We start from the raw sequence: 20222 nt of genomic DNA, 5'->3' as shown, positions 1-20222 counted from the left end.
GGCTATGTGTTGGCGATTATGCGCCATCCGTCGCCGCTTTTCCCACTGGCGGTTCGTCTATATCTGACAATGTCACATGCTCGCCCACCAGGAAATCCAGCAACGCCCGATGCACTGCCAGCGCGGCTTCGCGGGACTCCAGGTCCAGCAGATGGCCGGTGTGTTCGGCCACCGCAAAGCTGCTGCGGCCTACGTAGTGTTTGAACAGCTGGGCTTCGTCGGCCGGCGTGTATTCGTCCAGCGCGCCGTTGAGAAAGTGCACCGGTGTTTCAATCTGCCGCAGTGCCGGCAAGTAGTTGCCATCGCCCAAGCCCAGCACCTGATGGATATGAAAGCGCGCCTGGCGGTATTCGGTAGTGGCCATGGTCGACAGGTGTCGATGGTTATTGCGCTTGAGGCGCGGCGACAGGTATTTGCCAACCGTTTCGTTGAGCAGATGGCCGACCGCCGACTTGTCATCGGCCTCGATCAGCACACGCACGCGCTCGACATATTCCAGCATCGCCTGGTTGAGGTTGGGCGCCAGGGCCATCACCACCGAGCTTTCGATGGAGGGCGGGTTGTGCGCCAGGGTCAACAGCGTGGAGATGCCGCCCCAGGAGGCCGAAACCAGATGGTTGACCGCAAAGCGCGCTACCAAGGCACGCAGGATTTGCACCTCGTCGTCCTTGGTGACCAGGTCGAGTTCGGTGTTGTGCTCGCGTGACAAGCCAGAGAAGGGCAAGTCGAACAGCAGCACATTGAAGTGCTCGGCCAGGCATTTGCTGGTGCGGGCAAAGGAGCGCGTGGTGGACAACGCGCCATTGACCATCAGTACGGTTTTTCTATGCGGGTCGTTACCCAGTTGCTCTACGTGAACGTTGTAGTGCTTGTACAACTTCTCAATGACGAAACTTCCATGGTTCATCGCAGTACTTCCAGTGTGTGGCGGTATGCCACCAGCTGTTATAGCGAGGTTTTTTGCGGGCGACAACAGGTTGCCCGTGCAAACGGGGAGGAAGAGAATTTACGGTAGGAAGGACCGAAGCCGAGCCGTCTGAAATCAGCCCTTCCCACAGGTGTTTTGGATGTTTAGAGGGTCAGCGTCAGGCGTTTTACCAAAGCGCCTGGCAACAGGTTGGAAGCGGTGTTGCGCTGGTCATAGGTACTGGCCGACAACAGCAGTTCCCGATCAGCGGTCAGCGCTTCCAATTGCGAACCGAGCAACTGATAGACACTGTCATCAAAGCGCATGGTGCTGACTGGCGCCTTGATCTCGCCGTTTTCCACCCAGAAGGTCGCAAAGCGCGTCATGCCGGTCAGGCGCGCTGCCGGCAGGTCGGAGTAGTTCAGGTACCAGAGGTTGCTGATATACAGACCGGTGCCCAACTGCTTGAGAATATCGGCCTGGGCCAGGCTGCCGGCCGCCATTTGCAGGGCGCTGGGCGACTCGTCGCTGCTGGCGCCGTTGGTGTTCAAGCCGTATTCGGCGGCGCTGCGCGAGTTGACCAACTGGCCCTCGGCCTTGCCTGCGTTGATCAGGGTCACATCCTCACGCGGGTAGCCTTCAGTGGAAAACGCCTGGCTCAGGGAGCCGCTGATCTGCTCATCTACCGTCACCAGCGGGCTCAATGACTGATCACCCGCGTACAGGCGTTGCAACGAACTGCCTTTGCTCGCAATGGCCTGGGCCGAAAAACCACCCCAGGTGATGATGCTGATGATTTCTTCCAGCGCTGCCGGCGCCAGGTAGGCGCGGTACTGGCCGGGCGCCAGGGTGTGGAGCGGGCGACCGAGAAACGCCAGTTGCTCACGGGCCTGTTGGAAACGGGCGGCGAATTCGGCGCTGTTCCAGGTGTGCCCGGCGTAGCTGGCTTTTACCGCTTCGCCATTGGCGTGGAACAGGCTGAAGTCGAAATTGAAGCTGTTAGCCCGGTGCCAGCCGAACGCCCCCGATGAGCTGGCGAAACCACGACTGATCGGGCCGGCGGCGTAGAAGCCAACAAGGTCCACGCCATCGGCGGCCTGGCTGATATCGTCCAGCACCTGGGCCAGTTCCGGCAGCGGGCGCAGCTGTTCGTTATGGCTGTGCCAGGCGTCGGGGTTCAGCAGCAGGTACGGGTCAGGCGGCAACAGCGGCAAGGTTTCGCGCAATTGTTGCAGGCCGTCGGCCAGGCGCTGGCGATCCAGCTGCGCCTCGCCGGACAGGGTGATACCCAGGTCGGCGTGGCGCCCATCGTTGATCAGCTTGAGGTTCAGGCTGGCCTGCTGTACCTGGCCCGCCTGGCGTACCTGCGCGTGGTTGAAGCGCACGAACTCGGACGCCTCATCCGCGTAGCCGAGTTGAAAGTGTTCTTGATCGGTGACCGCCTGCTTGAGCCAATCCACCAGAGCCTTGAAGTGGTTCATCAGGCATCTCCCCCAAACACATCGACATTGCTGAATACACAGGCCGGCGAAGCATGGCCGACACGGATCACCTGGTTGGGTTCGCCCTTGCCGCAGTTCGGCGTGCCCAAGACCTTGAAGGTGCTGGCGTCGCCTACCGCGCTGAGCTTGCGCCAAAACTGCGCGGAAATCGCGCGGTAGTTGGGGTTCTTCACCACGCCCTTGAGTTCGCCGTTTTCGATCAACTGGCCCCACTCGCAGCCGAACTGGAACTTGTTGCGCGCATCGTCGATGGACCACGAACGGTTGGTCGACATCAGGATGCCGCTCTCAATGCCGCCCACCAATTGCGCGAGGCTTTTATCCCCAGGCTCGATATTCAGGTTGGCCATGCGGTCGATGGGCGCACGGTTCCAGCCGCAAGCGCGGCTGTTGGCGACGCCTGGCAGGTTGGCGCGAAATTGCGATAAGGCCCCGCCCAAGGGCCTGAGCAGCAGGCCCTCGCGAATCAGAAATTGCTTGCTGGCAGGTGTGCCGTCATCGTCATGAGCGTAGCTGGCAAGCTGTTCGGGGATGTCCGGGTCGAAGGTGACGTTGAGCAGCGGTGAGCCATATTGCAGGTGGCCGAAGTCGCTGGCTTTCACAAAACTGGTGCCGGCGTAATTGCGCTCGTCACCAAGGATGCGATCCAGCTCCAGCGGATGGCCGATCGACTCGTGGATCTGCAGGATCATTTGGTCGGGCATCAGCAGCAGGTCACGCGGGCCGTGGGGCGTATTCGGTGCGAGCAGCAATTGCAGGGCTTCATCGGCCACCTTGCGGGCGGCGCCCACCAGGCCAAAACGCTGGATCACCCCGGCACTGCCTTGCTGGCCGAAGTTGGTACCGCCCAGGGTACGGGTCTGGCTGTCGTTGCCGTCGAAGGCGGTCACACTCAGGCCTGGGAACACGAAGCGCTGGGCCTGACGCAATTGCGCACCGGCGCTGTTGAGGTAGATCTGTTCAACCCGCGTGGTCCCCAAACTGACTTCCCAGCTCACCAGGCGCTCATCCTTGGGCACGGCGGCGGACTCATCGCCGAGCAATTGGTAGCAGTCGCTCAGGGATGGGAAGGGCTGGTCGAGGTCGGGCGACAGGTAGTCGGCGACGTCGCTGGACACTGGCTGCTGGTGCAGGTCGAGCAGGGCGTGGGGCTTGATCAACCGGGCTTGCTGTTCAGCGCGCTCAAGGGCGGCTTGCAGGCCGGCAAGGGAAATGTCGTTGGTCGCGGCGTAGGCTTCCACGCCGTTGAGACGCACGGTAAGCATGGCGCCTTCGTCATGGCCCAGGTGAGGCGGCTCGGCGACGTTCTTGCGTACCGACAGGTACTGACCGGATTCGCGCACGTAGCGCAGGGAGAAAAATTCGGCGGTGGTGCGCAGGGCACCGAAGTGTTTCTTGAGCGTGGCGTGGTGTTCGAACATGGGGCCTTCCTTGTGGGCGGCTCGGCGCGGGCAGGCGAACAGAGTAGGCCTGGGCGGGGAGCTGATCAAGGAAAGTGTCGGCGGGTGGTTTTGCGGTGTCTGGTCGGGCCTCATCGCGGGCAAGCCCGGCTCCCACAGTTGATCGAGTCGTTCAGGCGAACTCGGTCAACTGTGGGAGCTGGCTTGCCTGCGATACAGGCGCCGCGGTGCTTGAGTTACTGCGCCAATGGCCCTACTTCACGCATAGGCTTGCCACGCACCGGCGCATCGCCTGCTACGTAGTAGTCAGCGGTGCTGCGCGGCAGTGGCTGGCGGCCACGGATCTTGTCGGCGATTTTCTCGGCGATCATGATCGTTGGCGCGTTCAGGTTGCCGGTGGTGATGATCGGCATGATCGAGGCATCGACCACACGCAAGCCCTGCATGCCATGCACGCGGCCTTCGCCATCGACTACGGCCATCTCGTCGGTGCCCATCTTGCACGAGCAGGACGGGTGGAACGCGGTCTCGGCGTGCTCGCGGATGAACTTGTCCAACTGTTCATCGGTTTGCACTTCAATGCCGGGGCTGATTTCGCGGCCACGGTACGGGTCCAGTGCCGGCTGCTGCATGATTTCACGGGTCAGGCGGATGCCATCGCGGAACTCCTGCCAGTCCTGCTCGGTGGCCATGTAGTTGAAGAGGATGCTCGGGTAGTCCCGTGGGTTCTTCGACTTCAGCTGGATACGGCCACGGCTTGGCGAACGCATGGACCCCATGTGCGCCTGGAAACCGTGCTCTTTCACACCGTTGCTGCCGTTGTAGTTAATCGCCACCGGCAGGAAGTGGTACTGGATGTTTGGCCACTCGAACTCTTCACGGGTACGGATAAAACCGCCCGCTTCGAACTGGTTGCTGGCGCCGATGCCGGTGCCGTTGAACAGCCATTCGGCACCAATTGCCGGCTGGTTGTACCAGAGCAGCGAAGGGTACAGCGACACTGGCTGGGTGCACGCGTATTGCAGGTACAGCTCAAGGTGGTCCTGCAGGTTTTCACCCACGCCCGGCAGGTCGTGGACCACCGGGATGTCGAGGCTTTCCAGCAGTTTGGCCGGGCCGACACCAGAGCGTTGCAGCAGTTGCGGCGAAGCGATTGCGCCGCTGCACACCAGTACTTCTTTGCGCGCACGGGCTTCAACGCGCTCTTCGGCGGCGCCGATCAGGTAACGCACGCCCACTGCACGCTTGCCTTCGAACAGCACTTTGTCGGTGAGGGCATGGGTGACGATGGTCAGGGTCGAACGCTTTTTAGCCGTGTCCAGGTAACCGCGTGCGGTGCTGGCGCGACGGCCGTTCGGCGTGACGGTGCGGTCCATCGGGCCGAAGCCTTCTTGCTGGTAGCCGTTCAAGTCTTCGGTACGTGGGTAACCGGCCTGTACGCCCGCTTCAACCATGGCGTGGAACAGCGGGTTGTTGCCCGCTTTCGGCGTGGTCACGCTGACCGGGCCGTCACCACCGTGCCAATCGTTGGGGCCGATGTCGCGGGTTTCGGCTTTGCGGAAATACGGCAGGCAGTCCAGGTAGGTCCAGTCTTCCAGGCCCGGGAGCTTCGACCAGTTGTCATAGTCCATGGCGTTGCCGCGGATGTAGCACATGCCGTTGATCAGGGAAGAGCCACCCAGGCCCTTGCCGCGCCCGCATTCCATCCGGCGGCCGTCCATGTGTGGCTCTGGATCGGTTTCGTAGGCCCAGTTGTAGCGGCGGCCTTGCAGCGGGAAAGCCAGGGCGGCTGGCATCTGGGTGCGGAAGTCGAGGCGGTAGTCCGGGCCACCGGCCTCCAGCAGCAAAACAGTGACGCCTTCGTCTTCGGTCAGACGGGTCGCCAGGGTGTTACCGGCAGAGCCGGCACCCACAATGATGTAATCGTATTCTTGGGACATGAATGTACCCTCTTTGAAGTGTGGTCAGGTCTGGCGAGTGCTTCGCACTCGATCGCAGGCAAGCCAGCTCCCACATTTGATCGGGTTCACACAGAACAAATGTGGGAGCCGGGCTTGCCCGCGATGGCGGCCTTACAGGCAATACAAGTCTCGGGTGTTAGAACACCGAGGCGTAATCGCCCAACTCAACCTGTACCGATTTGATGCGGGTGAAGTTGTTCAGCGAGCTGATCCCGTTCTCACGGCCCACACCCGACTGCTTGTAGCCGCCAACCGGCATCTTCGCGTCGGACTCGCCCCAGGCGTTGATCCAGCAGATACCGGCTTCCAACTGGTGAATCACGCGGTGGGCGCGGTTCAGGTCCATGGTCACCAGGCCAGCGGCCAGGCCGAAGTCGGTGTCGTTGGCGCGGCGGATCACTTCTTCTTCGGTTTCGTAGGTGAGGATGCTCATCACCGGGCCAAAGATTTCTTCACGCACGATCACCATGTCATCGGTGCAGTCGGTGAACACGGTCGGGGCCACGAAGGCGCCTTTGGCGAAGTTGCCGTCGGTCAGACGGTCGCCGCCGCACAGCAGGCGGGCGCCTTGCTCTTTGCCTTTGGCGATGTAGCCCAGCACGCTTTCCATGTGGGCGAAGCTGACCAGCGGGCCGAAGTTGGTGTTTTCGTCTTCCGGGTTGCCGATGCGAATACGCGCAACACGCTCGACGATCTTGGCTTCGAACGCGGCTTGCAGGTGCTTGGGCACGAACACGCGGGTGCCGTTGGTGCAGACCTGACCGGAGCTGTAGAAGTTGGCCATCATGGCGGTGTCGGCGGCGCGGTCGAGGTCGGCGTCGTCGAAAATGATCAGCGGGGACTTGCCGCCCAGCTCCATGGTCACGTCCTTGAGCGAGGAGCTCGACGCGCTGGCCATGACTTTCTTGCCGGTGTCGGTGCCGCCGGTGAACGAGACTTTCTCGATGCGCGGGTGTTCGGTCAGCCAGGTGCCGACTTCACGGCCGCTGCCGGTCAGTACGTTGAACACGCCCGCTGGAACGCCAGCCTCGGTGTAGATCTCGGCCAGTTTCAGGGTGGTCAGCGAGGTGACTTCGCTTGGCTTGAAGATCATCGCGTTACCGGCAGCCAGGGCCGGTGCGGATTTCCACAGGGCGATCTGGATCGGGTAGTTCCACGCGCCGATACCGGCAACCACGCCCAGCGGCTCGCGGCGGGTGTAGACAAACGAGGTGTCGCGCAGTGGGATCTGCTCGCCTTCGATGGCAGGTACCAGGCCGGCGTAGTATTCCAGCACGTCAGCGCCGGTGACGATGTCGACGTACTTGGTTTCCGAGAAGGCTTTACCGGTGTCCAGGGTTTCCAGGGCGGCCAGTTCATCGTTGCGCTCGCGCAGGATGTCCACGGCACGGCGCAGGATGCGCGAACGCTCCATGGCGGTCATGGCGGCCCAGATTTTCTGGCCTTTTTCAGCGCTGACCACGGCACGTTCAACGTCGTCTTTGGTGGCGCGTTGCACTTGGGCGAGAACTTCACCGTTAGCCGGGTTGATGGCTTCGAAGGTGGCATCGCTGCCAGCGTCGCTGTAGCCGCCGTCAATGTAGAGTTTTTGCAGGTCGAAACGGGCCATAAAGTCCTCGCAAGTGCATAAGTGGTTGGCGTTACCCGCCGAACAGTGGGCCATGGGGTTGTGGCAACACTGAGCGGCGGACGTTCAGGGGTTGAGCATTTATAAGGGCTCTAACTCACCTGCTTGGCCAATTGGAAATCCATGTATTCGTAAGCGATCCGTTGCGCCTGCTCCGTGTCGAAAGCGTCTCCCGACAGGGCGCCGCGCAACCACAAACCGTCGATCAAAGCCGCCAGCCCGCGGGCTGCGCTGCGTGCCTCGGGTAACGGCATCGCACGGCGGAACTGGCAACACAGGTTGGAATACAGACGGTGATCGTTGATCCGCTGCAACCTGTGCAATGACGGGTGGTGCATGCTGGTGGCCCAGAAGGCCAGCCAGGTTTTCATTGCCGGGCCGTTGACCTGGCTGGCGTCGAAGTTGCCTTCGATGATCATCTGAAGGTGCGCCCGTGGGCTGTCATCCTTCAAGGCACGCCTGCGCTCTTGCACGTTCTCGATCAGCGCATTCATCAGGTAGCGCATCGTCGCTGCGATCAGGCCGTTCTTGTCCTGAAAGTAGTGGCTGATGATGCCGTTCGAGACGCCGGCCAGACGGGCGATCAGCGCAATGCTGGCATCTCCCATCCCGACCCGATCGATGGCCGTCAACGTGGCTTCGATCAACTGCTGGCGGCGTATGGGTTGCATACCGACCTTGGGCATGTAGCACCTCTCCTTAGGCCTGCCGATGGGCGATCCACGTCCGTCGGCTTGAGGGCCAGTCTATTTTGTTTTGATTGAACGTTCAATCAACAAAGAATAAGATCTGCGACAAATGGTCGCTGCCTACAGATGTTTCCTACCTGCGAGCTGCAATCTTCGACACCTGCAAAAACCCTTGAAACAGGCCACTTCAGAGCCTGATCACCGCTTCGGCGGGCTCAAGAATTTTGGGGTGTCTTTATAACACCCGTCCGTCGACTGCCGAAAAATCGATGTCCCGGGATAACCGTTGCCTTGTGTTTCTCTCTCGCACTGCCTGGAGCATCTGCGCCATGAGTTCTGCCTCTCTTATAAAGACCCCACCGGAAAAGGTCCGGGTCAACGGTTGGGTGTTCTACACCTCCACCGCGCTGATTTTATTGTTGACCGCCATTCTGATCGTCGCCCCGCAGGAGGCCGGGCGCCTGCTCGGTGTCGCACAGGCCTGGCTGTCGAAAAGCTTTGGCTGGTACTACATGGTGGTCATCGCTGCCTACCTGGTGTTTGTGGTCGGCCTGGCGTTTTCGTCCTATGGGAAACTTAAGCTGGGTGCGAAGGACGATACCCCAGACTTCAGCTACGGCGCCTGGGCCGGCATGTTGTTCTCGTCGGGTATCGGCATCTCGCTGTTGTATTTCGGTGCGTCCGAGCCGTTGGACCATTACTTCAACCCGCCCGAAGGCGCTGCCGCCAGCAATGGCGCGGCACGCCAGGCGCTGCAACTGACCTTCCTGCACTGGGGCCTGCACGGCTGGGCGATCTATGCGCTGGTCGGCCTGGCCGTGGCGTACTTTGCGTACCGCCACAACCAACCGCTGGCCCTGCGTTCGGCGCTGTACCCGCTGGTGGGCGAGCGTTGGGTGAAGGGCGCGGCTGGCCACGCGGTAGACGGTTTCGGCATGTTCGTGACCCTGCTGGGCCTGGTGACCAACCTGGGGATCGGCTCGATGCAAGTGTCGTCGGGGCTGGAAAACCTGTTCGGCATGGAGCACAGCAATACCAATTTGCTGATCGTGATCATCGTGATGAGCACCGTGGCGACCATTGCCGCCGTGTCGGGTGTGGAAAACGGTATTCGCCGCCTGTCCAACCTCAACATCGTGCTGTTCAGCGGTTTGCTGATCTTCGTGCTGCTGTTCGGCCCCACCTTGCACCTGCTCAATGGCCTGGTGCAGAACACCGGTGATTACCTCAACGGAATCGTGCTGAAAACCTTCGACCTGTATGTGTACGAAGGCGACGGTGCCAAGACCGAACGCTGGATGGGCCTGTGGACCTTGTTCTACTGGGCCTGGTGGATTTCCTGGGCGCCATTTGTGGGCATGTTCATCGCGCGTATTTCCCGTGGTCGCACCGTGCGCGAACTGGTGGCTGGCGTATTGCTGATCCCGCTGGGCTTTACCCTGGCGTGGCTGTCGATCTTCGGCAACTCGGCCCTGGACCTGGTGTTGAACCATGGGGCGGTGGAGTTGGGCAAGACGGCGCTGGAGCAACCGTCCATGGCCATCTACCAACTGCTTGAGCATTACCCGGCGTCGAAAGTGGTGATCGGCGTGTCGATCTTCGTGGGCTTCGTGCTGTTCCTGACGCCTGCGGATTCCGGCGCGGTGATGATGGCCAACCTTTCCTGCAAAGGCGGCAATGTGGATGAAGATGCGCCGCACTGGTTGCGTATCTTCTGGTCGGCGGTGATCACCCTGGTGACCATCGGCCTGCTGTTTGCCGGCAACTTCGAAGCCATGCAAACCATGGTGGTGCTGGCGGGGCTGCCGTTCTCTGTGGTGCTGGTGTTCTTTATGTTCGGTTTGCACAAGGCCATGCGCCAGGACGTGGCCACCGAACAGGAGCAAGCGCAATTGGCCGAACGCGGGCGTCGTGGTTTCAGCGAGCGCTTGACGGCGCTGGACCTGCAACCGAGCCAGGCCACCGTGCAGCGCTTTATGGACAAGCACGTAACGCCGGCGTTGGAAGAAGCCGCGAGTGCGTTGCGTGATCAGGGCCTGGAAGTGCAGACCTTGCTGGGCAAATCCAAGCGCTGCATCGGCGTGCGGATCGAGATGGACGAGGGCAACCCGTTTGTCTACGAAGTGAGCCTGGATGGCTACTCGGCGGCACCGGCTGACCTGCCTGAAGAAGAGCGCACCCGTTACTATCGTGCCGAGGTGTACCTGCACAACGGGCCGCAGGAGTATGACCTGATGGGCTTCACCCAGGAGCAGATCACCCGGGATGTGCTCGATCAGTTTGAAAGCCATCGGCAGCTCCTTGGCCGGGTCTATAGCTGATAGTTGAGCTGGCGGCGCCCTCACTGGCGCCGCTGTTGCAAGCATTGAATGCGGTCGAATGTGGGAGCTGGCTTGCCTGCGATAGCAAGGGTGAATCCAACATAGCTATCGCAGGCAAGCCAGCTCCCACACTGACCCAGTTTTTTCAGTAGGTTTTGCAGGGTTGCCTTAACCCAGGTTCTTGCCCAGCAGGGCGTGGTAGAGCTCACTGTCTCCCAAAATCCCCACCACCTTGTTGTTGTCGTGCAGCACCAGCTTGTTGCCTGTCTGGTAGCGAATCTGCAGTGCATCGCGCATGCCGATGTTCGAGTCCACCAACGTCGGTACGCGGCCCAAGCCTTCCACGGCTTGCCCTGGCGCCCAGTTCTGCAGGTTCATCGTCACGCCATTCTGGCGTGCGCCCTGGATGGTGTTGCCTTCAGCCAGGTCCAGCCAAGAGTCGCCACCCGGATCAAGGCACACCGAACCGTTCACACGCGTGCAGTTATCCAGGGTGCGCATCAGGCTGCGCCCGCACAGCACGTTCAACGGGTTGGTATGGGCGACGAAGGTGCGCACATAGTCGTCCGCCGGGTTCAGCACGATCTCTTCCGGCACGCTGTACTGGATGATCTTGCCGTCTTTCATGATCGCGATACGGCTGCCGAGCTTGAGTGCTTCATCCAGGTCGTGGCTGACGAACACAATGGTCTTGCTCAATTTGCGTTGCAGTTCCAGTAGCTCATCTTGCAAGCCTTGGCGGATCAGCGGGTCGAGGGCCGAGAAGGGTTCGTCCATCAGCAGGATATCGGCGTCCATCGCCAGGGCGCGAGCCAGGCCGACGCGTTGCTGCATGCCACCGGACAACTCGTCGGGCTTCTTGTTGCGCCATTGGCTCAGGCCCACCAGTTCGAGTTTCTCGTCCACCAGCGTGCGCCGTTCTTTCTCTGGGCGGCCCTGCATCTCCAGGCCGAAGCTGATGTTCTCGCGCACCGTCAGCCAAGGCATCAGGGCAAACTTCTGGAACACCATGGCGATGCGTTTGGTGCGCATCATTTTCAGCTCGGCGGGGGTGCAGGAGGCGATGTCGATCTGACGCCCTTCATGCTCCACAAACAGCTGGCCACGGCTGACGGTATTGAGGCCGTTGATGCAGCGCAGCAAGCTGGATTTGCCTGAGCCCGAGAGGCCCATCAGCACACAGATCTCGCCTTTCTCGATATCCAGGCTGGCGTTCTCGACGCCGACGATCTGCCCGGTCTTCTTCAGGATTTCGTTACGGCTCATGCCCTGGTCCAGCAGCTTGAGCGCTTCGCGTGGGTCTTTGGAAAAGATCACGTCGACTTTGTCGAATCGGATAATGCTCATGCATCACCCCCTACTTTAGCGTCGGGTTGTTTGCAGATACGGTCGAGCATGATGGCGAGCAACACAATGGCCAGGCCCGCTTCAAAGCCCAGCGCAATATCGGCAGTGTTGAGTGCGTTGACCACCGGCTTGCCGAGGCCGTCGGCGCCTACCAGGGCCGCGATCACCACCATCGACAGCGACAGCATGATGCATTGGGTAATGCCGGCGGCGATGCTCGGCATGGCGTGGGGCAGTTCAATGCGCGAGAGCAACTGGCGGCGCGAGCAGCCAAAAGCCTTGCCGGCGTCCATCAGCTCTTGCGGCACATCGCGGATACCCAGGTAGGTCAGGCGGATCGGCGCGGCAATCGCGAACACCACCGTGGAAATCAGCCCAGGCACCACACCCAGCCCGAAGAGGGTCAGGGTAGGGATGAGGTAGACGAAGGTCGGCACGGTCTGCATCAGATCGAGTACCGGCCGCATCATGGTGTAGAACATCGGCTTATGCGCGGCAACAATGCCCAGCGGCACACCGATGACCACGCAGACCAGGGTGGCGAACAGCACCTGCGCGAGGGTTTCCATGGTTTCCTGCCAGTACCCCAGGTTGAGGATCAGCAGGAAGGAGGCGATGACAAAAACAGTCAGTCCCCATTTACGTTGAATAAAGTGAGCCAGCAGCGCAATCAGACCGATCAATGCCAGTGGATTGAACCAGGTCAGCGCAAACGTCACGCCGTGGATCATCGTTTCCAGTGTCGATGCGATTGCGTCGAAGTAGTTGGCACCGTGTTGGGTCAACCAGTCGACGAAGGCAGCGATGTACTGGCCTAGTGGGATTTTCTGTTCAGTCAGCATGGTAGTGAATGTCCACATGCGAAGGGGAAAACATCCCAGGCCAGCGCACCGGCCTGGGGTCAGCGGGTGCTATTTGGCGAGGTAAGCTTTAACGGCATCGAGCCCTGGTTTGCCATCAACGGTGGTGACACCGGCGAGCCAGGTGTCGAGTACTTGCGGGTTCTTCTGCAGCCAGGCCTTGGCGGCAGCATCGGCCTTCATCTTGTCGTCCAGGACGTTACCCATCAGGGTGCTTTCCATGTCGAGCGTGAACACCAGGTTTTTAAGCAACTGACCAACGTTGCTGCATTCCTGGGTGTAGCCTTTGCGGGTGTTGGTGTAGATGGTGGCCTGGCCGTAGTTGGGGCCGAACGAGTCGTCACCACCGGTCAGGTACTTCATCTTGAAGCGAGTGTTCATCGGGTGCGGTTCCCAGCCGAGGAACACGATGGCCTGGTTGCGCTTGGAGGCGCGTTCAACCTGGGAGAGCATGCCGGCTTCGCTGGATTCGACCACCTTGAAACCGGCGGTTTTCAGGCCGAAGGCATCTTTGTCGATCAGCGTCTGGATGGTGCGGTTGCCATCGTTGCCCGGCTCGATGCCGTAGATCTTGCCGCCCAGCTCATCCTTGAATTTGGCGATGTCGGCGAAGTCTTTCAGGCCTTTCTCATACAGCGCCTCTGGGACCGCCAGGGTGTACTTGGCGTTCTCCAGGTTGGCGCGCACGGTTTCCACGGTGCCGGCATCACGGTACTGCTTGATGTCGTTTTCCATGGTCGGCATCCAGTTGCCGAGGAAAATGTCCATGTTCTTGCCGTCGGCCAGGGACTTGTAAGTCACAGGTACCGAAATCATCGTGGTGCGCGGCTTGTAGCCCAGGCCCTTGAGGATCTCGCTGGTGGTCGCGGTGGTGACGGTGATGTCGGTCCAGCCGACATCGGAGAAGTTGACGGTCTTGCACTGTTCCGGTTCTGCGGCGTGTGCCACGACTGGCAGACTCAGCATGGCGGCCAACAACAACGAGGGTGAACCTTTCATGTGGGTAGACTCCTGTGTCTTTTCTGGCGGCATTCGCCGCGCTTTATAAGTGTTGCGGTCGGAGCGTGCGACAACAGCTCTGGCGCGGTGCCTTGCAAACGAGTCGAGACTGATCATGTACCAGTGAAAATCTGACGCCTACAGGGGGCGTCGTATCCAGTACAGGGAGGGTCGCATCCAGTACCGATGACGTCGCTTACAGGTTTTTCCGAAGGTAAAACTGCTGTTTTTACCCTTCTGCACCGCAAAAAACGGCCAAAACTGGCGTTCGCACGCGAGCGCCGCTGGTGAGCATGAGTGCGTCGGTGTGAGACGCCGTGATGACGAATAAAAGCTTGATGATGCCGCCATCTGGGCGATCTGAGCGTAGCACCTCGTTCAAGCCCGGCCCGTGCTTATCGAGGAGTTCCACGTTAATGGCTATCAGCGTTTTCGACCTGTTCAAGATCGGCATCGGGCCTTCGAGTTCCCACACCGTGGGGCCCATGCGCGCCGCGGCGTTGTTCGTTCAAGGGTTGCGTGAGCGTGGGTGGCTGGAACAGGTGCAGCGTGTCGAAGTGCAACTGTACGGCTCGTTGTCGGCCACCGGCATCGGCCACGGCAGCGACACCGCCACCATCATGGGCCTGATGGGCGAGTGGCCAGACGCAATCGACCCCACGCAAATCGGCGCCCGTATCCACACCCTGCGCGAAACCGACACGCTGCTGCTGGACGGGCGTTTGCCGGTGCCCTTTGTGTGGGCGCGGGACATGCGCCTGCTCGATGAGAACCTGCCGTTCCACCCCAATGCCATGACCCTGGTGGTATGGGGCGATGACGGCGAACTGCATCGTGATACCTACTATTCGGTCGGCGGCGGCTTTGTGGTGGATGAGGCCCAGGCCCAAAGCGGTTTGGCGGATATGGACCGCACCGAGCTGCCTTATGAATTTTCCAGTGCCGTGGAGCTGTTGCAGCTGTGCAAGACCCACAACCTGCGCGTTGCCGAACTGATGCTGGCGAATGAAAAAACCTGGCGCAGCGAAGAAGAAATCCGCAGCGGCCTGATGAAGCTCTGGCGCGCCATGCAAGATTGCGTGGAGCAGGGCCTCAAGCACGAAGGCATCTTGCCCGGCGGCTTGAACGTACGCCGTCGCGCCGCCAAGTTGCACCGCAGCTTGCAGGAGCTGAACAAGCCCAATGTGATCGGCTCGACCTTGAGCGCCATGGAATGGGTCAACCTGTTCGCCCTGGCGGTCAACGAAGAAAACGCCGCCGGTGGGCGCATGGTCACGGCGCCCACCAACGGCGCGGCGGGAATCATCCCGGCGGTGTTGCACTACTTCATGAAGTTCAGTGAAGAAGTCACCGAAGCCAACGTGGTTGACTACCTGCTGGGCGCGGCGGCGGTGGGCATCCTGTGTAAAAAGAACGCCTCGATCTCCGGTGCCGAAGTCGGTTGCCAGGGCGAGGTCGGTTCCGCGTGTGCGATGGCCGCAGCCGGGCTGGCGGAGATCCTCGGCGCCACGCCGGAGCAACTGTGCAACGCTGCCGAAATCGGCTTGGAACACAACCTCGGCCTGACCTGCGACCCGGTGGGCGGCCTGGTGCAAGTGCCGTGTATCGAGCGCAATGCAATTGCGGCGGTGAAGGCGATCAACGCGGCGCAAATGGCGTTGCGTGGCGATGGTCAGCACTTCATCTCGTTGGACCGGGTGATCCGCACCATGCGTGATACCGGGGCCGATATGCATGACAAGTACAAAGAGACATCACGCGGTGGGCTGGCGGTGAGTGCGGTTGAATGTTGAGTCAATGATATCGCTATCGCAGGCAAGCCAGCTCCCACAGGAAACGCATTCCAAAGGTGGGAGCCGGGCTTGCCCGCGATGGCTATAGTGCTGACGCAATTGCTCACAAAGTGAACACTCTAAGCCAAAATCGCCACCTTTTAGCGCGTCGCAAATAGATAAGTAGCTTCCGAACGAATTCCTACACGATCACACGCCTGATGTGCTTTGGGTGACAGACTCCTCCTACGCCCGCAAAGCGCCTTCCCACAAGTGCTACCGATCTGCTCACCCCCCTTGAACTCCGCCCGTTATGCGTCATATCCCGCACTTCGCGCGTGGGCTCATATAGACACATAAACAGGTCGTTTTCAGGAGTTCTTGAATAGCCATTCAATTTTAGGCATGGCATTTGCTCTATCAATTACAAAGCCTCTCCTTTCCAGGACGAGCGCAATAACAAGAGCCTCGCCTGAGGCCGCCACCTGCTTTGTGTGATGTGAGGAGATACCGCGATGACGTCGACCAACTCCGGGGCCCAACCCCAGAACCGTGCGCCTCAATCCATCGGCTTTTTGCTGCTGGACAATTTCACGCTGATTTCCCTGGCGTCTGCCGTGGAGCCACTGCGCATGGCCAACCAGCTGTCCGGCCGCGAGCTGTATCGCTGGACAACCCTGAGTGTCGACGGCAACCAGGTGTGGGCCAGCGATGGCCTGCAAATCACACCCGATGCCTCCATGCACAAAGCACCCGTGCTGGACACGGTCATCGTGTGCGGCGGCGTGGGTATCCAGCGCACCGTCACCCGTGAACATGTGTCGTGGCTGCAAAGCCAGGCACGCCAGTCTCGTCGCCTCGGCGCAGTGTGCACCGGCAGCTGGGCCCTGGCCTGCGCCGGCTTGCTCGACGGCTTTGATTGCAGCGTGCACTGGGAATGCCTGGCGTCGATGCAGGAAGCCTTCCCGCGGGTGGCCATGAGCACGCGCCTGTTCACCCTCGACCGCAACCGCTTCACCAGCTCCGGTGGTACCGCGCCCCTGGACATGATGTTGCACCTGATCAGCCGCGACCACGGCCGTGAATTGTCGGCCGCCATTTCCGAGATGTTCGTGTACGAACGCATCCGCAACGAACAGGATCACCAGCGTGTGCCGCTCAAGCACATGCTTGGCACCAACCAGCCGAAGCTGCAGGAAATCGTCGCGCTGATGGAAGCCAACCTCGAAGAGCCGATCGACCTGGACGAACTGGCGGTGTATGTCGCCGTGTCGCGCCGGCAGTTGGAGCGGCTGTTCCAGAAATACCTGCACTGCTCGCCGTCGCGCTACTACCTCAAGCTGCGCCTGATCCGCGCACGGCAACTGCTCAAGCAGACGCCGATGTCGATCATCGAGGTCGCCTCGGTGTGCGGGTTTGTGTCTACGCCGCACTTTTCCAAGTGCTACCGCGAATATTTCGGCATTCCGCCACGGGATGAGCGCGTAGGCTCCAACACCACCCAGCAAGTAGCGATGATGCCGATTCCGCCGGCACTGGTGTTGTCACCGTTGTCGGGGCCGATGTCGGCGTTGAGCCAGGCGCGCAATGAGTCGACCTTTGCCAGTGTAAGGCTCTAGATCGAGTCGCCAGCTCCCACCTTGGAATGCGTTCTCCTGTGGGAGCTGGCTTGCCTGCGATGGCGGAGTTTCAGGCGCCAGAGTTCTGTTTGAACTGCACCAGCGCCGGCAGCAACTGCTTGTCGATCGCCTGCCTCACCGTTGGCAAAATCGTCGCGCTGCCGCTGTACATCTGTTCCACCATGCCCTTGAGCGCCTTGGCCCGCGCTTGGCTCAACCCGCGCACCGCACATTCGCAGGCCTGCTCGGCGGTAGCGCCGCTGGACACTTCAAAACCCAGCGAGCGTAGTTGGCTCAGCAGGTCATCCTGGTCAATCAAATCCGCGTGCATCATGACGGTCATCCTGGTGTAGGGAGCGGGAATGACTTGGATTCTGGTAGGCCACAGGACTGGCGGCAAGGGCAGAATCCAGCGATGGCTCGCATGGCTATGAACAGGTCGTTTTCGGGGTACTTGACCTGACCCGTAACAGGCACACTGAACCCAGGCACGCAGCTTGAAGGTTTGGTCACCCTCGAAATGCACCGCTCACACAAAGCACTCTGCCCCGATCCCGTCACGGCTGGATCGGGGCTTTTTTTTGCGCGGGCAGCCCGATCACCCTGCCGAGCAGGGCCGGCCGGGGTAGATCGGCGTGTGCCTGGCTGAGGGCGATGAGTTTTTCCAGCGTCGCGTCGGTAAACGGCGCCGACTGCGGACCGGCCAGGTCGACATGCAGCAGCATCTGTTCGTTACCCGCCAACTCGCGTGCTTCGCCCACAAGGTGCAGGCTGTGATAAAGGTGCAGGCGCTTGGCGTCATGGGCGATCAGTTGGGTATGCACCTCAACCTCGGCCCCGAGCTTCACCTCATGCAGGTAGTTCAGGTGCAGCTCCAGGGTGAACAGCGAGTGGCCACTGGCTTCGCGGTTTTCGCTGTCCAGCCCCAGCGCGTCCATCAGCGCATCGGTGGCGTAGCTGAAGATCAGCAGATAGAACGCGTCACGCAGATGGCCGTTGTAGTCGACCCAGTCGGGCAGGATTTTCGTGGTGTAGGTGGTCAGTGCGGGCATGGCATGAATCCAATTCAGTGTGTGGTCAAATGCGGGAGCTGGCTTGCCTGCGATAGCAATGGCGAGGCCAACACCGCCATCGCAGGCAAGCCAGCTCCCACAGGGTTATTCGGCGAAGTTCATGCCGTGCTTGGCCTTGGTTGTTTTTACGGCTTCCAGTACCGCCAGCAGGCAGTCATCACGATAGCGCTCCAGCGCCGAGATGCTGTGGTTACCTAACTGCTCCGCGGTGCCATCGACCACATCATCAATTAATTTTTCAGTCAATTCAGGCGCCGGTAGATAAGTCCACGGTAGCTGCAACGCCGGGCCGAACTGTGCCATGAAGTGGCGCATGCCGGCGTCGCCGCCCGCCAGTGTGTAAGTGAGGAAAGTGCCCATGAACGACCAGCGCAACCCGGCACCAAAACGAATGGCGTCGTCGATTTCGCCGGTGGTCGCCACCCCGTCATTGACCAAGTGCAGCGCCTCACGCCACAGCGCTTCCAGTAGGCGATCGGCAATAAAACCCGGCACTTCCTTGCGCACATGCAGCGGGCGCATGCCGAGGGATTCATACACCGAGATCGCCGCCTGGATTGCCTCTGGTGCGGTGTTTTTGCCGCCCACCACTTCTACCAGTGGCAACAGGTAGACCGGGTTGAAGGGGTGGCCGACCACGCAGCGTTCCGGGTGGGTAGAGCTTTCATAGAATTCGCTGGGCAATAGCCCTGAGGTGCTGGAGCCGATCAATGCGTTCGGCTTGGCCGCGGCGCTGATCTGGCTGTGCAATTGCAGCTTCAGCTCCAGGCGTTCCGGGGCGCTTTCCTGGATGAAGTCGGCGTCTTTTACGCAGTCTTCGATGGTAGTGACAAAGCGCAGGCGGTCCTGGGAGGCACCTGGCGCCAAGCCCTGTTGTTCAAGGGCTGGCCAGGCGTTGGCGACGCGTTTGCGCAAGGCCGCCTCGGCACCGGGCGCCGGGTCCCAGGCCACCACATCCAGACCATGGGCAAGGGCACGGGACACCCAGCCGCTGCCGATGACACCGCTGCCCAACGCAGCAAAGGTTTTGATTTCGGTGATAAAGCGCATGGCATATTCCTAAAGTGTTCGATGATCCTTTGTGGGAGCCGGGCTTGCCCGCGATGGCGGCATTGCAGGCTACAAAGATGTGGCAGATTTACTGGCCTCATCGCGGGCAAGCCCGGCTCCCACAGGAGTGGTGGTGTCTGTGTTAGCCGCGTTGAGTCAGGCCCATCTTGATGCGGCCTTCGGCTGGGGTCAGGACCCTCGCGCCTAACCGGCTGAGAATTTCACTGGCGCGATCCACCAGTTGCCCATTGGTGGCGAGCACGCCTTTGTCCAGCCACAGGTTGTCTTCCAGGCCCACCCGTACGTTGCCGCCCAGCAGCACCGCCTGCGCGGCCATTGGCATTTGCATGCGGCCAATGCCGAAGCCGGCCCACACCGCGTCGGCGGGCAGGTTATCGACCATGGCTTTCATGGTGGTGGTGTCGGCCGGTGCGCCCCAGGGAATGCCCAGGCACAGTTGGAACAGCGGGTTATCCAGCAGCCCTTCCTTGATCATCTGCTTGGCGAACCACAGGTGGCCGGTGTCGAAAATTTCCAGCTCGGCCTTTACGCCCAATTCCTGGATACGTTTGGCGCCGGCACGCAGTTGCGCCGGGGTGGACACGTAAATGGTGTCGCCATCGCCGAAGTTCAGCGTGCCGCAGTCCAGGGTGCAGATTTCCGGCAGCAGTTCTTCAACGTGGGCCAGGCGGGTCAGCGGGCCCACGAGGTCGGTATTGGGCCCGAACTCCATGGGATTCTCGCCGCCACCGATCTCCAGGTCGCCACCCATACCGGCGGTGAGGTTGACGATGATGTCGATGTCGGCCTCGCGGATGCGCTCCATCACTTCGCGGTACAGCGCGACGTCGCGACTGAACTTGCCGGTCTCGGGGTCGCGTACGTGGCAATGCACGACCGTGGCGCCGGCCTTGGCGGCCTCCACGGCAGCGGCGGCGATTTGCTTGGGAGTGACCGGCACGTGCGGGCTTCTGGCGGTCGTGTCGCCAGCACCGGTGAGTGCGCAGGTGATGATGACGTCGTGGTTCATGAGGCGGTTCCTTACAGGCGGGTGATTTCAAGGCGCAGGGCGCCGTTCGCAACCTTCAGGGGTTG

General features: G+C 60.9%; 16 protein-coding genes. 3 read left to right on the top strand and 13 right to left on the bottom strand.

The window, feature by feature from the left end; translation table 11 throughout:
• Positions 1-16: 16 nt before the first annotated feature.
• From JJD66_RS07850 to betI, 6 genes are all read right to left on the bottom strand, one after another.
• Positions 17-907, bottom strand: coding sequence for an alpha/beta fold hydrolase (locus JJD66_RS07850; protein WP_034128899.1), 891 nt, complete (start codon positions 905-907; stop codon positions 17-19).
• A 164-nt stretch (positions 908-1071) separates the two neighbouring features.
• Positions 1072-2388: a TldD/PmbA family protein gene (locus tag JJD66_RS07845; RefSeq protein WP_200647913.1), complete on the bottom strand. Its 1317-nt coding sequence runs from the start codon at positions 2386-2388 to the stop codon at positions 1072-1074.
• The gene (locus JJD66_RS07840) at positions 2388-3830 is read right to left on the bottom strand and encodes a TldD/PmbA family protein (RefSeq protein ID WP_200647912.1); all 1443 of its coding nucleotides are present in this window, start codon (positions 3828-3830) and stop codon (positions 2388-2390) included. The genes JJD66_RS07845 and JJD66_RS07840 overlap by 1 nt, the downstream gene beginning before the upstream one ends.
• Before the next feature lie 215 nt (positions 3831-4045).
• Entirely contained in the window at positions 4046-5749 is a 1704-nt protein-coding gene (betA, locus tag JJD66_RS07835) for a choline dehydrogenase (RefSeq protein ID WP_073843781.1), read from the bottom strand.
• 157 nt (positions 5750-5906) lie between these two features.
• Entirely contained in the window at positions 5907-7379 is a 1473-nt protein-coding gene (gene betB / locus JJD66_RS07830) for a betaine-aldehyde dehydrogenase (protein WP_198714431.1), read from the bottom strand.
• Between the two features lie 110 nt (positions 7380-7489).
• Positions 7490-8083, bottom strand: a complete 594-nt coding sequence (betI, locus tag JJD66_RS07825) for a transcriptional regulator BetI (RefSeq protein ID WP_200647911.1) — start codon at positions 8081-8083, stop codon at positions 7490-7492.
• A gap of 389 nt (positions 8084-8472) precedes the next feature.
• Here betI and JJD66_RS07820 point away from each other — a divergent pair, with 389 nt between their 5' ends.
• On the top strand, positions 8473-10407 hold the full coding sequence (locus JJD66_RS07820) for a BCCT family transporter (RefSeq protein ID WP_229999343.1): 1935 nt from the start codon (positions 8473-8475) through the stop codon (positions 10405-10407).
• Positions 10408-10575: 168 nt separating this feature from the next.
• Here the strand turns inward: JJD66_RS07820 and choV are convergent, their stop codons facing one another.
• The 3 genes from choV to JJD66_RS07805 form a co-directional block, all read right to left on the bottom strand.
• Positions 10576-11754 carry a choline ABC transporter ATP-binding protein gene (gene choV / locus JJD66_RS07815; protein WP_054922367.1) on the bottom strand — a complete coding sequence of 393 codons (1179 nt, stop codon included), beginning with the start codon at positions 11752-11754 and terminating at the stop codon, positions 10576-10578.
• Positions 11751-12596, bottom strand: a complete 846-nt coding sequence (gene choW / locus JJD66_RS07810; protein WP_003194913.1) for a choline ABC transporter permease subunit — start codon at positions 12594-12596, stop codon at positions 11751-11753. The genes choV and choW overlap by 4 nt, the downstream gene beginning before the upstream one ends.
• A gap of 69 nt (positions 12597-12665) precedes the next feature.
• A complete protein-coding gene (locus tag JJD66_RS07805) occupies positions 12666-13613 on the bottom strand; it encodes a choline ABC transporter substrate-binding protein (RefSeq protein ID WP_034128893.1) in 948 nt (315 codons plus the stop codon).
• 416 nt (positions 13614-14029) lie between these two features.
• On the opposite strand from JJD66_RS07805, the gene JJD66_RS07800 reads away from it, so the two are divergent.
• Together JJD66_RS07800 and JJD66_RS07795 are read left to right on the top strand one after the other, a co-directional pair.
• Positions 14030-15406, top strand: a complete 1377-nt coding sequence (locus JJD66_RS07800) for an L-serine ammonia-lyase (protein WP_200647910.1) — start codon at positions 14030-14032, stop codon at positions 15404-15406.
• 494 nt (positions 15407-15900) lie between these two features.
• Complete coding sequence (locus tag JJD66_RS07795) at positions 15901-17004, top strand: GlxA family transcriptional regulator (protein WP_003194907.1); 1104 nt, start codon at positions 15901-15903, stop codon at positions 17002-17004.
• A gap of 70 nt (positions 17005-17074) precedes the next feature.
• Here JJD66_RS07795 and JJD66_RS07790 read toward each other — a convergent pair whose 3' ends face one another.
• The 4 genes from JJD66_RS07790 to JJD66_RS07775 all read right to left on the bottom strand — a co-directional run bounded on the left by JJD66_RS07790 (position 17075) and on the right by JJD66_RS07775 (position 20157).
• On the bottom strand, positions 17075-17338 hold the full coding sequence (locus tag JJD66_RS07790; protein ID WP_200647909.1) for a hypothetical protein: 264 nt from the start codon (positions 17336-17338) through the stop codon (positions 17075-17077).
• A 223-nt stretch (positions 17339-17561) separates the two neighbouring features.
• Positions 17562-18056, bottom strand: a complete 495-nt coding sequence (locus JJD66_RS07785) for a thioesterase family protein (protein WP_105228799.1) — start codon at positions 18054-18056, stop codon at positions 17562-17564.
• Between the two features lie 105 nt (positions 18057-18161).
• Positions 18162-19127, bottom strand: a complete 966-nt coding sequence (locus JJD66_RS07780) for an L-carnitine dehydrogenase (protein WP_200647908.1) — start codon at positions 19125-19127, stop codon at positions 18162-18164.
• A 142-nt stretch (positions 19128-19269) separates the two neighbouring features.
• Positions 19270-20157, bottom strand: a complete 888-nt coding sequence (locus JJD66_RS07775) for a 3-keto-5-aminohexanoate cleavage protein (RefSeq protein WP_105228797.1) — start codon at positions 20155-20157, stop codon at positions 19270-19272.
• Positions 20158-20222: the final 65 nt, after the last annotated feature.

The organism is Pseudomonas sp. MF6751 (assembly GCF_016613265.1).
Taxonomy (GTDB): Bacteria; Pseudomonadota; Gammaproteobacteria; order Pseudomonadales; family Pseudomonadaceae; genus Aquipseudomonas; species Aquipseudomonas fluorescens_BV.
Note: the sequence above shows the minus strand (reverse complement) of the source record. Positions and strands in the feature narration are given on the sequence as shown.

Excerpts from the sequence above, each read along its gene's own strand:
- JJD66_RS07850 (WP_034128899.1), bottom strand. The coding sequence starts at position 907 with ATGAACCATGGAAGTTTCGTCATTGAGAAGTTGTACAAGCACTACAAC.
- JJD66_RS07845 (WP_200647913.1), bottom strand. The coding sequence starts at position 2,388 with ATGAACCACTTCAAGGCTCTGGTGGATTGGCTCAAGCAGGCGGTCACC.
- JJD66_RS07840 (WP_200647912.1), bottom strand. The coding sequence starts at position 3,830 with ATGTTCGAACACCACGCCACGCTCAAGAAACACTTCGGTGCCCTGCGC.
- betA (WP_073843781.1), bottom strand. The coding sequence starts at position 5,749 with ATGTCCCAAGAATACGATTACATCATTGTGGGTGCCGGCTCTGCCGGT.
- betB (WP_198714431.1), bottom strand. The coding sequence starts at position 7,379 with ATGGCCCGTTTCGACCTGCAAAAACTCTACATTGACGGCGGCTACAGC.
- betI (WP_200647911.1), bottom strand. The coding sequence starts at position 8,083 with ATGCCCAAGGTCGGTATGCAACCCATACGCCGCCAGCAGTTGATCGAA.
- choV (WP_054922367.1), bottom strand. The coding sequence starts at position 11,754 with ATGAGCATTATCCGATTCGACAAAGTCGACGTGATCTTTTCCAAAGAC.
- choW (WP_003194913.1), bottom strand. The coding sequence starts at position 12,596 with ATGCTGACTGAACAGAAAATCCCACTAGGCCAGTACATCGCTGCCTTC.
- JJD66_RS07805 (WP_034128893.1), bottom strand. The coding sequence starts at position 13,613 with ATGAAAGGTTCACCCTCGTTGTTGTTGGCCGCCATGCTGAGTCTGCCA.
- JJD66_RS07800 (WP_200647910.1), top strand. The coding sequence starts at position 14,030 with ATGGCTATCAGCGTTTTCGACCTGTTCAAGATCGGCATCGGGCCTTCG.
- JJD66_RS07795 (WP_003194907.1), top strand. The coding sequence starts at position 15,901 with ATGACGTCGACCAACTCCGGGGCCCAACCCCAGAACCGTGCGCCTCAA.
- JJD66_RS07790 (WP_200647909.1), bottom strand. The coding sequence starts at position 17,338 with ATGATGCACGCGGATTTGATTGACCAGGATGACCTGCTGAGCCAACTA.
- JJD66_RS07785 (WP_105228799.1), bottom strand. The coding sequence starts at position 18,056 with ATGCCCGCACTGACCACCTACACCACGAAAATCCTGCCCGACTGGGTC.
- JJD66_RS07780 (WP_200647908.1), bottom strand. The coding sequence starts at position 19,127 with ATGCGCTTTATCACCGAAATCAAAACCTTTGCTGCGTTGGGCAGCGGT.
- JJD66_RS07775 (WP_105228797.1), bottom strand. The coding sequence starts at position 20,157 with ATGAACCACGACGTCATCATCACCTGCGCACTCACCGGTGCTGGCGAC.